14 protein-coding genes and 1 other RNA gene are annotated in these 16,312 nt (G+C 31.9%); 9 read left to right on the top strand and 6 right to left on the bottom strand.

The annotated features are described in order from the left end of the window. Positions 1-48: 48 nt before the first annotated feature. Positions 49-1,959 carry a TonB-dependent receptor plug domain-containing protein gene (locus ACEWL1_RS08150; protein ID WP_409232803.1) on the top strand — a complete coding sequence of 637 codons (1,911 nt, stop codon included), beginning with the start codon at positions 49-51 and terminating at the stop codon, positions 1,957-1,959. Positions 1,960-2,012: 53 nt separating this feature from the next. Here ACEWL1_RS08150 and ACEWL1_RS08145 read toward each other — a convergent pair whose 3' ends face one another. Both ACEWL1_RS08145 and ACEWL1_RS08140 read right to left on the bottom strand, forming a co-directional pair. After that, the gene (locus ACEWL1_RS08145; protein WP_409232802.1) at positions 2,013-2,516 is read right to left on the bottom strand and encodes a DUF7935 family protein; all 504 of its coding nucleotides are present in this window, start codon (positions 2,514-2,516) and stop codon (positions 2,013-2,015) included. Positions 2,517-2,519: 3 nt separating this feature from the next. Then, positions 2,520-3,059 carry a DsrE family protein gene (locus tag ACEWL1_RS08140; RefSeq protein WP_409232801.1) on the bottom strand — a complete coding sequence of 180 codons (540 nt, stop codon included), beginning with the start codon at positions 3,057-3,059 and terminating at the stop codon, positions 2,520-2,522. Positions 3,060-3,157: 98 nt separating this feature from the next. On the opposite strand from ACEWL1_RS08140, the gene ACEWL1_RS08135 reads away from it, so the two are divergent. The 7 genes from ACEWL1_RS08135 to ACEWL1_RS08105 all read left to right on the top strand — a co-directional run bounded on the left by ACEWL1_RS08135 (position 3,158) and on the right by ACEWL1_RS08105 (position 12,359). After that, entirely contained in the window at positions 3,158-5,482 is a 2,325-nt protein-coding gene (locus tag ACEWL1_RS08135) for an ATP-dependent helicase (RefSeq protein ID WP_409232800.1), read from the top strand. Between the two features lie 120 nt (positions 5,483-5,602). Beyond that, positions 5,603-6,265 (top strand): DUF4290 domain-containing protein, encoded by a 663-nt coding sequence (locus ACEWL1_RS08130; protein WP_409232799.1) that lies wholly within the window; start codon positions 5,603-5,605, stop codon positions 6,263-6,265. A 2-nt stretch (positions 6,266-6,267) separates the two neighbouring features. Next, positions 6,268-7,578: a UDP-N-acetylglucosamine 1-carboxyvinyltransferase gene (gene murA, locus ACEWL1_RS08125; protein ID WP_409232798.1), complete on the top strand. Its 1,311-nt coding sequence runs from the start codon at positions 6,268-6,270 to the stop codon at positions 7,576-7,578. A 112-nt stretch (positions 7,579-7,690) separates the two neighbouring features. Next, positions 7,691-8,224, top strand: coding sequence for a nucleotide exchange factor GrpE (locus ACEWL1_RS08120; protein ID WP_409232797.1), 534 nt, complete (start codon positions 7,691-7,693; stop codon positions 8,222-8,224). Positions 8,225-8,280: 56 nt separating this feature from the next. Continuing rightward, on the top strand, positions 8,281-9,402 hold the full coding sequence (gene dnaJ / locus ACEWL1_RS08115) for a molecular chaperone DnaJ (protein ID WP_409232796.1): 1,122 nt from the start codon (positions 8,281-8,283) through the stop codon (positions 9,400-9,402). Positions 9,403-9,609: 207 nt separating this feature from the next. Next, an RNA gene (rnpB, locus tag ACEWL1_RS08110) (RNase P RNA component class A) lies at positions 9,610-9,910 on the top strand. 178 nt (positions 9,911-10,088) lie between these two features. After that, a complete protein-coding gene (locus tag ACEWL1_RS08105) occupies positions 10,089-12,359 on the top strand; it encodes an aconitate hydratase (protein ID WP_409232795.1) in 2,271 nt (756 codons plus the stop codon). A gap of 76 nt (positions 12,360-12,435) precedes the next feature. On the opposite strand, the gene ACEWL1_RS08100 is transcribed toward ACEWL1_RS08105, so the two are convergent. Further along, complete coding sequence (locus ACEWL1_RS08100; RefSeq protein ID WP_409232794.1) at positions 12,436-12,993, bottom strand: hypothetical protein; 558 nt, start codon at positions 12,991-12,993, stop codon at positions 12,436-12,438. Positions 12,994-13,087: 94 nt separating this feature from the next. On the opposite strand from ACEWL1_RS08100, the gene ACEWL1_RS08095 reads away from it, so the two are divergent. Continuing rightward, positions 13,088-13,633: a TlpA family protein disulfide reductase gene (locus ACEWL1_RS08095; protein WP_409232793.1), complete on the top strand. Its 546-nt coding sequence runs from the start codon at positions 13,088-13,090 to the stop codon at positions 13,631-13,633. A gap of 51 nt (positions 13,634-13,684) precedes the next feature. On the opposite strand, the gene ACEWL1_RS08090 is transcribed toward ACEWL1_RS08095, so the two are convergent. From ACEWL1_RS08090 to ACEWL1_RS08080, 3 genes are all read right to left on the bottom strand, one after another. Continuing rightward, a complete protein-coding gene (locus tag ACEWL1_RS08090; protein WP_409232792.1) occupies positions 13,685-14,041 on the bottom strand; it encodes a hypothetical protein in 357 nt (118 codons plus the stop codon). Between the two features lie 163 nt (positions 14,042-14,204). Further along, positions 14,205-15,122, bottom strand: coding sequence for a hypothetical protein (locus ACEWL1_RS08085; protein WP_409232791.1), 918 nt, complete (start codon positions 15,120-15,122; stop codon positions 14,205-14,207). 10 nt (positions 15,123-15,132) lie between these two features. Then, the gene (locus tag ACEWL1_RS08080) at positions 15,133-16,311 is read right to left on the bottom strand and encodes an aspartate aminotransferase family protein (protein ID WP_409232790.1); all 1,179 of its coding nucleotides are present in this window, start codon (positions 16,309-16,311) and stop codon (positions 15,133-15,135) included. Position 16,312 lies beyond the last annotated feature (1 nt).

The following is a 16,312-nucleotide window of genomic DNA, read 5'->3' as shown; positions in this document are numbered from 1 at the left end:
ATTTCGTACAAAATTTCCTGATTTATTTGTTAAATTAAATCATTAGTAATGAACAAACAATTAAGTATTGTTGGTTTGCTAACTTTCATTCTAGTTGGCACAACAGCGTATTCGCAAAAATCAAAAGAAAAAGAAATTGAATTAGAAGAGGTTGTAATTTCTGCAACAAAGTTCAAGTTAAAAAAGGAAAAAGTAGGGAAGGTGATTCATAAAATCACTCTAGAAGAAATTCGAAATAATGCTGGTAGAACAGTGTTAGAATTGCTAAATGCAATTCCTGGAATAGAAATTAAAGGTTCAAATTCTGTTTTAGGAGAAGTCAAAGGAACTTATATTAGAGGAGGAAGAAATAGACAAGTGTTGGTATTAATTGATGGTGTTCCACTAACAGATCCAACAGGAATTAGTTTGGAGTATGATTTGCGTTTGCTAAGTTTAAATCAAATTGAATCTATTGAAGTTATGAAAGGAGCATCGAGCACAATGTATGGTTCTGGAGCTGCAACGGGTGTAATTAATATCGTCTTAAAAAAAGCGTCAACAAATGCAATTTCAGGCACTTACCAAGTGAGCTTGGGAACAAACAATTCGGCAATTTCAAAAAGTAATGGCTTGTTGGATAAAAATCAAACGGCAACAGTTAGAGGTACAATTGATAATTTTAATTATTTAGCTTCCTTAAGTTTTACGGGTGTCGATGGACTTTCAGCAGCAAAAAGCAATACAAGCCAAGAATTTTCAACAGACCCATTTTACAGTGAAAATGGTTTGGTAAAATTAGGTTATGCATTTTCTGATAAACTAAATATTGCAACGTTTTTTAACATCGATAACTTAGAATATAGTTTTGACGCTGGCACAAATAGTGATTCTAAAACAAGTGAAGCTACTCAAAAACAACTGCGAATTGGTATACAACCAAATTATAAGTATAGAAACGGAAATCTAGTCGCTACTGCTTCATTAAACAGGGTAAAAAGAATTTTGTATGACGATACTTTTGAAGGGAATTCTACCAATATTGAAGTGATAAATAAATGGGATATCAATTCAAAAACACAACTAATCTCTGGTATTAATTATCAAAAACACTTTAATCAAACAAATTCTCCTTGGGGAAATATAGACGAAGATGTTGCTAATTTTAATACGTTAGATGTCTATGGAGCTGTTGTGTTTACCACGGATTTTGATTTGACAATAAATACAGGTGGAAGATTAAATAAGCATAGTAATTACGGAAATCATTTGGTATATCACATCAATCCGTCGTTGCGACTTTTTACTTCGGATGACACTTCATTAAAAGTGCTAACCTCTTATAGTACTGCTTTTATTGCGCCAAGTTTATATCAGTTATTTTCTGTGTACGGAAATACAAATTTAGAGCCAGAAACTAGTAATACAGCTGAGTTTGGCTTTGAATCTACTTATAAAAAATGGTTAGAATTTAATGTGGTTTATTTTAACAGAACAGAAAATAATGCGATTATCTTTCAAGGACTTTCTGTTGCTCCTTGGGGACAGTATGGCAATTCAAATGTTACAATACAAGCAAAAGGAATTGAGTCGATAATTGAGTTAAAACCAATTTCGGAAGTTAATTTTGCAATTGGCTATACGTACACCGATAAAGATGCAGAAGCAGATTATCTTCCAAAAAATAAAATTACAGCGCAAATAGATTATAAACCTTCAGAGAATCTGTTTGTATCTTTAGCTTATAAAAATGTTGGCGAAAGAACAGGAAGATATTACGATGCTACAACATTTACAACTGTTGAAAAGCAATTGCCAACGTATCAATTGTTAGATATTAATGCAAATTATAGATTGCTAAATGGTAAAGTTATATTTTTTGGCTCGTTGACGAATTTATTTAATGAAGATTATGAAGAAACTATTGGTTATACAACCAGAGGAAGAAATTATAAATTCGGAATTCGTTTACAATTTTAAGCACTTATTTAATCAGAATAAAAAAAGCTCTAAAGAAATTTAGAGCTTTTTTATTAGATAATTTTTTGAATATCTTTTTTTAGATAAGCAATTGCTGTATCTGTTGCAGGCGCGGTATTTTGATAAACGATCATCATTTTTTCTCTAAACTCTTGCGTGTTTTCACTCGTTGATGCAACTTGCTTCAACTTGTTGATAATTGCGCTTTTAGAAGTGATGATAACATTCCAACATTCATCAGAAATATATAACTGTTGCACCAAATTGTGTTCAAATTCTTGTTCAATGTTCTGCAATAAAAGGAATAAGTAATCTTCTACAACATCAGATTTTGGTTTTACTCTCACCAACATTTTTATTGGATTTATTCGCTCGCAAAACAATAACATTCTTTCGTATGCTTGCAACTTTATAGGCAAAGCGTCTTTTTTTCTCTCTGCAAACAATTCAACTTTATGTTGACCATTTTGTGATTTTAACTGAGCTTTAAAAAAATAAAATCCAATAACTCCGATTAGTAAAACAACTCCGATTACTTCTAAAAAACTAAAATCCATCAATTAAAATTTTATGAATTTGTACCCGTTATTCTGGTATTGTAATAAAGCTGTCATCGCGGAAAGTGCAAACTTAACTTCTGGATTCACAATAGTTCTATCCATTTCTCTGAAATTTGCTGTTTGTCCACAAATGATAACATCTACGCCAGCATTGCTCAATTCTTTGATAAGTTGCGTGTTTGGATTTACAACACCAAACTTCTTTTTGTAGGCTTCATCACTTAAAACATCTTTCCAGGCACTACCGTGTATTGTAATGGCAACCTTTAATTGATTGGGTTTCATCCCTGCATTTGCATGCATATTTAAAAATCGAGCAGCAGTAACAATGTTTTTGTTGATGACATTATTGCTTGATGAAGTAGCAGAAACATCAAAAATTACTTTTAATTCGGCAGAAGTATCTGTTTTTATATCTGGATTATCAACTTTAAAAGTTTCTCCGAAGTTTTTAATTATTTTTCCTTTAGCCCTATTATTTTGTGAGAAAACAACAGTCGAAAGTATTGTAAACACAAGTAAAATGATATATTTTTTCATGATAAAAAATTTAATGTTGTAAATGTATTTATAATTTTATGAATCTAATAAATAAAATCGATGAACATTGCCTAAATTTACGCTTTAAAATTTTTCAATTGTCAAACTATTTAGATTCTTTAAATCCTGCTCAAAAAGATGCGGTTTTACAAAAAGACGGGCCCATGATTATTATTGCTGGTGCTGGTTCTGGTAAAACGCGTGTGTTAACCTATCGCATTGCGCATTTAATGCAACAAGGCGTAGATCCGTTTAATATTTTATCGCTAACCTTTACTAATAAAGCGGCTAGAGAAATGAAAGAACGTATTGCTGGTGTTGTCGGTGCAAGCGAATCCAAAAATCTTTGGATGGGAACTTTCCATTCTGTTTTTGCTCGGATTTTACGTTCTGAAGCAGATAAATTAGGATTTCCATCAAACTTTACTATTTACGACACACAAGATTCTGTTCGTTTAATTGCTGCTATTATCAAAGAAATGCAATTGGATAAAGACCGATACAAGCCAAAGCAAATATTAGGTAGAATATCGTCTTTAAAAAATAGTTTGATAACGGTAAACGCCTATTTTAACAATTCAGATTTGGTTGAAGCTGATTTGCATGCAAGCAGACCAAAAGTGGGTGATATTTATAAAGAATATGTGGCGCGATGTTTTAAATCTGGTGCCATGGACTTTGATGATTTATTATTAAGAACCAATGAGTTATTAGCGCGTTTTCCAGATTCATTAGCGAAATATCAAGACCGATTTAGATATATCATGGTAGATGAGTATCAAGATACCAATCATTCGCAATATTTAATTGTAAGAGCGTTGGCAGATCGTTTTCAGAACATTTGTGTAGTTGGAGATGATTCGCAAAGTATATATAGTTTCCGTGGTGCAAACATCAATAATATCTTAAATTTTCAAAAAGATTATCCAGAAGTTAGAACCTTTAAATTAGAACAGAATTATCGTTCTACGAAGAATATTGTGAATGCAGCGAATTCAGTCATCGAAAAGAATAAAACACGTTTAGACAAAGTAGTTTGGACATCTAATGATGAAGGAGAAAAGATAAAAGTAATGCGTACTATTTCTGATGGTGAAGAAGGACGTTTTGTAGCGCAATCTGTATGGGAAAATATGATGAACAAGCAGTTAACTGCAGATGCATTTGCTATTTTGTACAGAACCAACTCACAATCGAGAGCAATGGAAGATGCATTGCGTAAAAAAGATATTAAGTACAAAATTTATGGCGGAATTTCATTTTATCAACGAAAAGAAATCAAAGATTTACTGTCGTATTTACGCATGTTAATCAACCCAAACGATGAAGAAGCATTCAAAAGAGTGATCAATTATCCTGCAAGAGGGATTGGGCAAACAACAATTGATAAGTTAACGATTGCAGCAAATCATTATAAAAAATCAATTTTTGAAATTCTAAAACATATTGATAAAGTCGATTTAAAAATAAATGCTGGGACAAAAAATAAATTGCAAGATTTTGTAAACATGATTTTGCGTTTGCAAATAGAATCGCAAACAAAAAATGCTTTTGAAATTGCAGATGTTGTAGTAAAGCAAGTTCGTTTGATCAAAGATTTAGAAAAAGACGGAACGCCAGAAGCGGTCAGTAAAGTAGAAAATGTTCAAGAATTATTAAACGGAATAAAAGATTTTATCACGGATAAAATAGAAACAGGAGAAGATGCTTCATTAACATCATTCCTAGAAGATGTTGCTTTGGCTACGGATTTTGATTCTGATAAAAAAGACGATACACCAAGAGTTTCTATGATGACGATTCATCAATCTAAAGGATTGGAATATCCGTATGTGTATATAGTTGGTTTAGAAGAAAATTTATTTCCTTCAGGAATGAGCATGAACACAAGGAGCGAACTAGAAGAAGAGCGTAGATTGTTTTATGTAGCATTGACTAGAGCAGAACATCAGGCGTATTTGAGTTATGCTCAAACTCGTTATCGCTGGGGAAAATTAACCGATGCAGAACCGAGTAGGTTTTTAGAAGAAATTGAAGAAAGCTTTTTAGAATATTTAACTCCTAAAAAACAAGAACCGTCTGTAAATCGATTTGTAGATGCAAGTTTATTTGATACGCCATCGAAAACCATTCGTTTTCAAAAACCCATTCAGCGTAAAAAAAAGGAATTCAAAGCAAAAAAAGAAGAACCATTTATTCCGCCTAAAAAATTAAAAAAAATACCGAATACCACTTCAGAAAACACCAATCTTTTTGATGCCAATATTACAGTTGGAACATTAGTAGAACACAATAGATTTGGCGCTGGAGAAGTATTGAATTTAGAAGGAAATGGCCCAAATAAAAAAGCAGAAATTAAATTCGGAACAGTAGGAAAGAAAAAATTATTATTGCAGTTTGCCAAGTTAAAAGTAATCGGATAAAATAGCTGATTATTAATTTTTGATTACTTAAAATTAATCCTTAATTTGCAAGCTTTAAGATACTTCAAAAACAAACAGAGATAAAAAGCGTTACAGCTATATATTTCAATAAACTTTAGAATGGAATTCGAACTAGAATACAACTCAGAAAGACCGTTAATGATTATACCAGAATACGGCAGACATATCCAAAAATTAGTAGATCATTGCGTAGCTTTAGAAGATAAAGAAGAAAGAAATGTAATGGCCAAAGCAATTGTTGATGTTATGGGAAACTTGCAACCACATTTGCGTGATGTTCCAGATTTTAAACACAAATTATGGGATCAATTGTTTATCATGTCAAGTTTTGATTTAGACGCAGATTCACCTTACGAAAAACCGTCAAAAGAAGAATTGCAAGAAAAACCAGAATCGTTGCCATACCCAAAATCTGCATCAAGATATCGTTATTACGGTAATAATATTCAAGAGATGATTGATGTTGCGCTTTCTTGGGAAGAAGGAGAGAAAAGAGAAGCATTGGTGTATGCAATTGCCAATCACATGAAAAAATGTTATTTAAATTGGAATAAAGACACGGTTGATGATGCGGTGATTTTTAAACATTTATTTGAGTTGTCAGATGGTGAAATTGATTTAAGAGATTCTGAAGAAGTACTTACAGAAAGTAAAAACTTACTTAGAAAGAGAACTTCTCAACAAGGGAAAACCAACTCAAAAAATTACAAATCAAATAAAACCAACAGAACAAATAACAATAACAACAATAGAAAGAAATAAATATGGCATCATTTAAAATTGAAGGTGGTCACAAATTAAATGGTACAATTACTCCACAAGGAGCAAAAAATGAAGCCTTACAAATTATTTGTGCTGTATTATTAACTCCAGAAAAAGTTGTTATAGATAATATTCCTGATATTTTAGATGTCAATAAATTAATTTTTATTTTAGGAGAATTAGGGGTTAAGATAGAAAAATTGGCGCCAAACTCTTATTGTTTTCAAGCAGATGAAATCAATCTAGAATATTTAGAATCTGCAGAATTTAAAAGAGACGGAAGTTCTTTAAGAGGTTCAATTATGATTGTTGGTCCCTTATTAGCTCGTTTCGGAAAAGGATACATTCCAAGACCTGGTGGAGATAAAATAGGACGTAGAAGATTAGATACTCATTTTGAAGGATTCATAAGATTAGGAGCGAAATTTAGATACAATAGAGAAGAATATTTCTACGGAGTAGAAGCAGACGAATTGTATGGGACAGAAATGTTGTTAGACGAAGCTTCTGTAACCGGAACAGCAAATATTTTAATGGCTTCGGTTTTGGCTACAGGAACAACAACAATATACAACGCTGCATGCGAACCATACATTCAACAATTATGTAAAATGTTGAATTCTATGGGAGCAAGAATTTCTGGTGTTGCTTCAAATCTACTAACAATAGAAGGTGTTAAAGACTTAAAAGGTTGTCGTCATAGAGTATTACCAGACATGATAGAAATTGGTAGTTGGATTGGTGTGGCAGTGATGACACAATCAGAATTAACCATCAAAGATGTTAGCTGGAAAGATTTAGGACAAATTCCAAATGTTTTTAGAAAATTAGGGATCCAACTAGAAAGAAAAGGAGACGATATTTACATTCCTGCACAAGAAAGCTACGAAATTCAGAATTATATAGATGGTTCTGTGCTGACAGTTTCAGATGCGCCTTGGCCAGGTTTTACACCAGATTTATTAAGCATTGTTTTGGTCATTGCAACGCAAGCGAAAGGAACCGTTTTGATTCATCAAAAAATGTTTGAAAGCCGCTTGTTCTTTGTGGATAAATTGATCGACATGGGCGCAAAAGTTATTTTATCTGATCCACACAGAGCTGTTGTTATTGGTCATGATCATAAATCGCAATTAAAAGCGACTAAAATGACATCACCAGATATTAGAGCAGGAATTTCATTATTAATTGCAGCTTTATCGGCAAAAGGAACATCAATTATTAATAATATTGAGCAAATTGATAGAGGCTACGAAAATATTGAAGAACGCTTAAAATCAATTGGAGCTAAAATTGAAAGAATAGAAGATTAATACTGAATTTTGTTTCAGTATCATTTAATAACAAATAGTGTCAGTTTGGCACTATTTTTTTATTGGCAAAATTATTGCCAATAAATTGTAACAATTTAACGATTACTACAAAATGAGTACAGAAAATAATAAGAAAGAAGAAGATATTTTAAATAACGAAGCAGAGGCACAAGTTGAAGGAAATCAAGAAGTAGAAGTAAAAGAGCCAACAGCAGAAGAAATCATTCAAATAGAGAAAGATAAATATTTGCGTTTGTTTGCTGAATTTGAAAACTATAAAAAAAGAACCACTAGAGAAAGAATAGAGTTGTTTAAAACGGCAGGTCAAGATTTAATGACAAGTTTACTGCCAGTGATGGATGATTTTGACAGAGGTTTGGCAGAAATCAAAAAAGCAAAAGACAAAGAATTGTTAAAAGGAATGCAATTGATCAATGATAAATTGAGAAAAACCTTAGAACAAAAAGGGTTGACATTGATAGAGGTAAAGAAAGGTGACGCTTTTGATGCAGATATTCATGAAGCAATTACCCAAATTCCTGCTCCGACAGAAAAATTAAAAGGAAAAGTTATTGACTGTGTAGAAAACGGATATAAGTTAGGAGATAAAATTATTCGTTTCCCAAAAGTAGTTATCGGACAATAAAAACAATTTACAATTAACAGTGATCATTGATCATTGGTAACTGATCATTGAATATTATGGCAAAAAAAGATTTTTACGAAATATTAGGAATAAGCAAATCAGCTTCGGCGGCAGAAATTAAAAAAGCATATCGAAAGATGGCGATTAAGTATCATCCAGATAAAAATCCAGATGATGCAACTGCAGAAGCAAAGTTTAAAGAAGCTGCTGAAGCTTATGAAGTTTTAAGCGACGAAAACAAAAAAGCACGCTATGATCAATATGGACACCAAGCATTTGAAGGAGGACAAGGCGGTGGTGGCTTTGGTGGTGGCGGAATGAACATGGAAGATATTTTCAGTCAGTTTGGAGATATTTTTGGTGGTGGTTTTGGTGGCGGATTCGGAGGCGGTGGCCAAAGACAAGCTAGAGTTAAAGGAAGTAATATGCGAATTCGTGTAAAACTAACTTTGAAAGAAATTGCTGAAGGAGTTGAGAAAAAAGTAAAAGTACGTAGAAAAGTTCAGGCCGAAGGAGTAACATATTCTACATGTTCTACTTGCAACGGATCAGGTCAAGTTACTAGAGTTACCAATACTATTTTAGGAAGAATGCAAACAGCAGCAACTTGTCCTACGTGTCAAGGTGCCGGACAAAGTATTGACAAACGCCCAAGTGGTTCTGATGCAGATGGATTGGTTGTAAAGGAAGAAACGGTATCAATTCAAATTCCAGCTGGAGTAACAGAAGGTGTGCAATTAAAAGTTGCAGGAAAAGGGAATGAAGCTCCAGGTAAGAATTCAGTTTCTGGAGATTTATTGGTGCTGATTGAAGAGATTCATCATGATACATTAAAAAGAGAAGGAACCAATATTCATTACGATTTATATATTAGTTTTTCAGAAGCAGTTCTCGGGATTAGTAAAGAAATAGCAACTGTAACAGGTAAAGTAAAAATTAAAATTGATGCTGGTACACAATCAGGAAAAATTTTAAGGCTTAAAGGAAAAGGGTTGCCAAGTATTGAACGTTATGGAAATGGAGACTTTTTAATACATATTAATGTTTGGACTCCACAAGAATTAAACAAAGAGCAACGAAAGTTTTTTGAAGACATGCAAAACGATGAAAACTTCGCTCCAAACCCTAATACTTCAGACAAATCTTTCTTTGAAAAGGTAAAAGATATGTTTATGTAACAAAAGTTACATTGTAATTCAAAAAATATCGTTATATTTGAACTATTATTAGTGTTAAAACTAATAATTTCTTTTTCATAGCAATTTTCCCACTTAAGAAATTAAGTGGGTTTTTTTATTTGTACTTTTGTAGAATAATATAGCAGGCCAATCTTATCGCTTTGTACTGAACTAGTTTCAGTACCTTTTTATTATAGTAATATTTTTAAAGGTTCCGAATCAAGTTCGGAATAAAGAGGAAAGTCCGGACACCAAAGAGTAGCATAGCGGATAACATCCGTCCAGCGTAAGCTGAGGACAAGTGCAACAGAAAGCAAGTACAGTTCGGCTGTAGTGAAACCAGGTAAACTCTATGCGGTGCAATGTCACGTATATTGGAGATTGAGAACTACTCGTTCGATTCCAAGGGGTGGACAGATAGATTCTAAGAGTAATTTTAGAACTAGATAAATGATAAGATTTCGTTTTATTACGGAAACAGGATTCGGCTTATAGGCCTGCTTTATTATTTTCTTCATTATCAATATGATAAAATTGCGCTATTTTTTGAAAATCAATTTTTGTATATGATAATTTGAACGCATTAAATTATCTATTTTGTAATAATTTGACGATACTACTGTTTATTATGTAATCTCATTATAAAATCGTATTTTTGCAATACGAAAATAAAACAATTACTACCTATGGCTTTTGATATTGAAATGATAAAATCGGTTTATTCAAAAGTAGTTGAAAGAGTAGATACTGCTCGAGAAATTACTGGTAAACCACTAACACTAGCAGAGAAAATTTTATACTCACATCTTTGGGATGGAACACCAAATAAGGCGTTTGTAAGAGGAAAAGATTATGTAAATTTTGCGCCAGATAGAATTGCATTACAAGATGCAACTGCGCAAATGGCTTTATTGCAATTTATGCAAGCAGGTAAATCTAAGGTTGCAGTTCCTACTACTACACACTGTGATCATTTAATACAAGCTAAAAATGGAGCAAATACAGATTTACAATCGGCATTAAATACAAGTAACGAAGTTTTTAATTTCTTAGAATCAGTATCAAATAAATACGGTTTAGGTTTTTGGAAACCTGGAGCAGGAATTATTCATCAAGTAGTATTAGAAAATTATGCATTTCCTGGCGGAATGATGATTGGAACCGATTCTCACACAGTAAATGCTGGTGGATTAGGAATGGTTGCAATTGGAGTTGGTGGAGCAGATGCAGTTGATGTAATGGCAGGAATGGCCTGGGAATTAAAATTTCCTAAATTAATTGGAGTAAAATTAACAGGAAAATTATCTGGTTGGACAGCGCCAAAAGATGTCATCTTAAAAGTTGCTGATATTTTAACTGTAAAAGGAGGAACAGGAGCAATTGTAGAATATTTTGGACCTGGAGCAACAGGAATGTCTTGTACAGGAAAAGGAACTATTTGTAATATGGGAGCAGAAATAGGAGCAACAACTTCTACGTTTGGTTATGATGAATCTATGGAGCGTTATTTACGTGCTACAGATAGAGATGATGTTGCTGATGCAGCAAATAAAGTAAAAGATTATTTAACGGGTGATGCAGAAGTATATGCAAATCCTGAGCAGTATTTTGATCAAGTAATTGAAATTAATTTATCAGAATTAAGTCCATTATTAAACGGACCTTTTACACCAGATTTATCTACAAAAGTAGGTAAAGACATGACAGAAAAAGCAACGACAAATGATTGGCCATTACAAGTTGAATGGGGATTGATTGGTTCTTGTACAAACTCTTCTTATGAAGATTTATCGAGAGCAGCTTCTATTGCGCAACAGGCAATTGACAAAGGTTTAAAAACAAAAGCTGAATTCGGAATTAACCCTGGTTCTGAAAAAGTAAGATATACTGCAGATAGAGACGGAATTTTAGGTGTTTTTGAAAAACTTGATGCTAAAATATTTACGAATGCTTGTGGACCCTGTATTGGTCAATGGGCTAGATATAGCGATCCAGCAAACGCACCAAAAAACTCAATTATTCATTCTTTTAATAGAAACTTTGCAAAACGTGCAGACGGAAATCCAAATACACACGCATTTGTTGCTTCACCAGAAATGGTTGCTGCAGTAACAATTGCAGGACGTTTAGATTTTAATCCGATGACAGATTTTCTAATCAATGAAAATGGAGAGGAAGTAATGCTAGATGAACCAACAGGATGGGAATTACCTCCAAAAGGTTTTGAAGTTAAAGATGATGGGTATTTAGCGCCAGAAGAAGACGGAAGTCATGTAAAGATTGCCGTTAAAGAAGATTCTGAGCGTTTACAATTATTAGCGCCTTTTACTCCGTTAGGAAATGATTTAAAAGGAGTGAAGTTATTGATAAAAGCATTCGGAAAATGTACTACAGATCATATTTCTATGGCTGGCCCATGGTTGCGATTTAGAGGACATTTAGACAATATTGCAAACAACACTTTAATTGGGGCGGTTAATGCGTTCAATCAAAAGACAAACTTTGTTAAGAATCAATTAACTGGAGAATATGATGCAGTTCCAGCAACACAAAGAGCGTATAAAAAAGCAGGAATCAAATCAATTGTAGTTGGAGATCATAATTATGGTGAAGGTTCTTCTAGAGAACACGCAGCAATGCAGCCAAGACATTTAGGTGTTGCCGCAGTTTTAGTAAAATCTTTCGCAAGAATCCACGAAACCAACTTAAAAAAGCAAGGAATGTTAGGTTTAACATTTGCTAATGAAAACGATTACGACTTAATTCAAGAAGATGATACGTTTAACTTTATAGATTTAAATGAGTTCGCTCCAGGGAAACCTTTAACGCTAGAAGTTGTTCATGCAGATGGAACGAAAGACATTATTGTTACAAATCACACGTACAATCAAGGACAAATTGATTGGTACAATGAAGGTTCTGCATTAAATTTAATCAAAAAAGAAAATGCTGCATAATTCGTTTTCTAATTGATACACAATAAAAAATGCTCCTAAAATTTAGGAGCATTTTTTATACAATTTATAAAGTTAATTAATAATCATCATCGTTGTTATTATTGTTTCTAATTTTGCCAGTAATTCCTGTACTTTTAATATAAAAATTTATATAAAGTCTGCTTTTATCAATTCCTTTGTTAATATCGTAAGCTTCTAGGTATGCTTCTTGTCCGTCAGAAAGTTTAAAAACAAATCCAAATGTCGACGAAATTGCAGTAAGTTTATCTTTATCAATATGTAAAGAACCGTAACTAATTATTGGATAAGGAATTGTAACATATTGTAAATTGTTTATTTTATAATAATGATATCCTTGATGTTTTCCATTAGAACTATAATTATCTTCTGTATAAGAATCAACTGGAGAAATATTAGAAGGAATTGGAATATATTTTACAGAATCGGTAGCAATAAAATCTCCTTGTAAATTTTTTGCTCCAACATATAAGGTTCCTTCATTCCAAGTTGTTTCTGTGTAATTGGTTAAATCAAAATTAAACGAAGTATCTTCTAAAACAAAATCATTTACAAAAGCAATACAAGAATTAAAAATAAATGTTAAAAGTAGTAAAGAGAGAATATGCTTTTTCATGTTTTTTTTTCAAATTTAAACATTTTACCATACTTAACTTTTATTAGTAAGGTTTTTATTTTGAACCGACAGAAAGTAATATCTTTATATCTATATGAAAATAACTAAAAAACATATTACAAATATTGCTTTTGTGATAATAATCGGATTGATGATTTATCCGCCAACAAAGGTATATTTTATCAGGTTGATTTCTTTTTCTCCATCAGAAATTAAAACAGAAAATCAACAGCAAATCAAAAATACAAACTGGCAATTAAAAGGATTGAATACCGAAAATATCAATTTAAAAGAACTAGAAAATAAGGTTGTATTTGTCAATTTTTGGGCAACTTGGTGTGCGCCATGTATTGCAGAAATGCCAAGCATGCAAAATTTATATGATGATTATAAAGACGACGTAACGTTTCTCTTTGTAACCAATGAAGATTGGCAAACGGTTTCTAAATTTTACACAAAGAAAAATTTTGATTTCCCTACATACAACCAAATAACACTTTCTCCTAATGAGTTAGAAAGCTCGTCGATTCCTGCTACATTTATTTTAGATAAAAATAAAAAAATTATTGTTAAAAAAAGGGGAGCAGCAGATTGGAACTCAACATCAACAAGAAAAATATTAGATGATTTATTAAACTAAAAAAGCTTCCAAGAAATTGGAAGCTTTTAGAATCAATCAATCTAAACCAAACTAACTAGACTGAATCATTTTTAATGGAATTCTATAAACGGTTCCTTTTGTAATTCCTTTTACAGTTAATTTTTTATAATTCAATTTTGACTTTACATAATTGGTAACTGTTTCACTGTTAGAATTTACAGAAACAACCACCAATTCGTTTTTATTATTCAACATCACAGAAACTTGCGCTTCTAATGTTTTGTCTGATAAATCGTATGAATGATTTCCTAATAAGGATATAATTTCTGTTCTTAAAATGGTTTTTGAATCTTTAGAAGTTGGCTCTGTGTTTGTGTTTGCAGTTACAGAAACTACTGAAGAAATACTGATTGCTACTACAGCGATAATTGTTTTTAAATTTTTCATTTTATATGTGGTTTTAAATTAATGTTATATCAATATAGACCAACAGAAAACGAAAAGGTTGCATTGAGAAATGGGTTTTGGCAGTAACTTAACAGCATTTAACATACTTTAAGAAGTAGTTGTTAAATTCTAAGAAAAATTTAAGAAGAGAGTGAAAAAAAATTTACAAACAGCTACATCCAAACAAATCTATTGAATCAGACCAAAGATTAACTATTTTATTATCCTCAGTAATATAAAAAAGTGATCTACTCGGAGTATAAGAATCATCTCTATTTGGTGTAGGATTGTTAAACGAAAAAAAAACATTTTTTGTTCCTTTTAACTTAGCAAAAGTTTTATTTTTATCATATGAGTTAAGACAGTCGCTACATTTATTAATTATATTATCTTTTATTAGAGAGTCAATATTACTCCAATTTCCAAATTCTACATTAATATTATAAGGACTAACCACGAGTGGATTTGTGATTGAATATTTATTAGCTGTAATAAAATTGTAAAACACATAAGGTTCACATTCACTGTTTTGTTTACCCAGGATTGTAACTAAAGCTGTTGAAGTTTTATTTTGACCTATAACAAAAATTTCTCTTTCATTTTTATTTACTTTATTAAGTATGTTCTTATAGTACTTTCTTGATTCACCAAGAAATTCATTTGAATCATTAGTTTCTACTTTATTTAATAGTTTACTTTCAGGATAATAATTAATATAGCCCTCTCCAATTTTCTTCCATTGATAATTAGAAATAATAAATGGTTCAGGAGCTAAATCTTTAAAAACAGCAGAAAGAGGTTGTTTAAACTTTAATAGAGAATCTTTATTTTCTTTTAAAGCATATAATAAACTAATGTTTTCAAATGATAAAGATTTTTTATTCTGATTTATAATCTTTTGAATAATACTATCTTTTTTAGATTGAAGTTGAGACCAAGATTTCCAGATGCTATCACAATTAATATTTTTTTGGACGAAAGAAGTATTACTTTTTTCTAAAATAGTTGTATCTTTTTTATTGTTCTTTTGACAAGAACATATAATAAGTATAGTGATAAGAAAAATGTTATTTTTTTTCATTTTTTTAAAACTAAACCACTTCTTCAACAGCATCAATAATAATTGCACAACCTTTTTTAATTTCCTCGTCAGAAATAGTTAATGGAGGAGTTATTCTAATGGCTTTTCCTTCAAACAACAACCAAAACAGGAGTAAACCCTTGTCTAAACATTTTAAAATGATTTTAGAAGCGATTTCTGGTGTTGCTACAATTGCAGCTAACATCATTCCTTTTCCTCTGATTTCTTTAATTGCTGGGTGTTGTAAATGCTTTCTAATTAATTGTTCTTTTCTGAGCGTTTCTTCAATTAGATTTGAATTGTTTAGTTCTGTAATTGTTGCCAAACCTGCAGCAGCAATTACTGGATGTCCGCCAAAAGTAGTAATGTGCCCTAACTTCGGGTTTTCTTTTAAGCAATTCATCATTTCTTGTGACGCAATAAAAGCACCAATTGGCATTCCGCCACCCAAACCTTTTCCAGTGATAATGATATCCGGAACAACCTTATAATTTTCAAATCCCCAAAATGTTCCTGTGCGTCCAATTCCAGTTTGAATTTCATCTAAAATTAACAACGCGCCAACTTCATCGCATTTAATTTTTACTTTTTGCAAATAATTATTTGTTGGTTCTATAAAACCTGCGCCACCTTGAATGGTTTCTAAAATAACAGCAGCAGTATTTTTTGTAATCTTTTGTAAATCTTCTTCCAGATTAAACTCGATGAATTTAATTCCAGGAATCAAAGGTCTAAAAGCTTGGTTTTGTTCTTCTGCACCACAAACGCTCATGGCACCTTGTGTATTTCCGTGATACCCATTTTTTGCAGCAATAATTTCTGATCTTCCAGTAAATCGTTTTGCTAATTTTAATGCGCCTTCTGTTGCTTCTGTTCCAGAATTGGTTAAATAAACAGCGCAATTTTTAGTCGGAATGGTAGTTGCTAACGCTTTACATAATTCCACTTGTGGTTTCTGAACAAATTCGCCATACACCATTACATGCGTATAAGCATCCACTTGATTTTTAATGGCTTCTGAAATTATAGGGTGATTATGTCCCAAGGTATTTGCAGAAACACCAGCGATAAAATCTAAATACGATTTGTTATTTGTATCATACACATAACTTCCTTTTGCGTGAGAAATTTCTAAAGCAAGTGGGTGAGGAGAGGTTTGTGCTTGATATGTTAAAAAATCAGATTTCATT

The sequence above is a fragment of the Polaribacter gochangensis genome (assembly GCF_046224025.1).
GTDB classification, from domain to species: domain Bacteria; phylum Bacteroidota; class Bacteroidia; order Flavobacteriales; family Flavobacteriaceae; genus Polaribacter; species Polaribacter gochangensis.
Note: the sequence above shows the minus strand (reverse complement) of the source record. Positions and strands in the feature narration are given on the sequence as shown.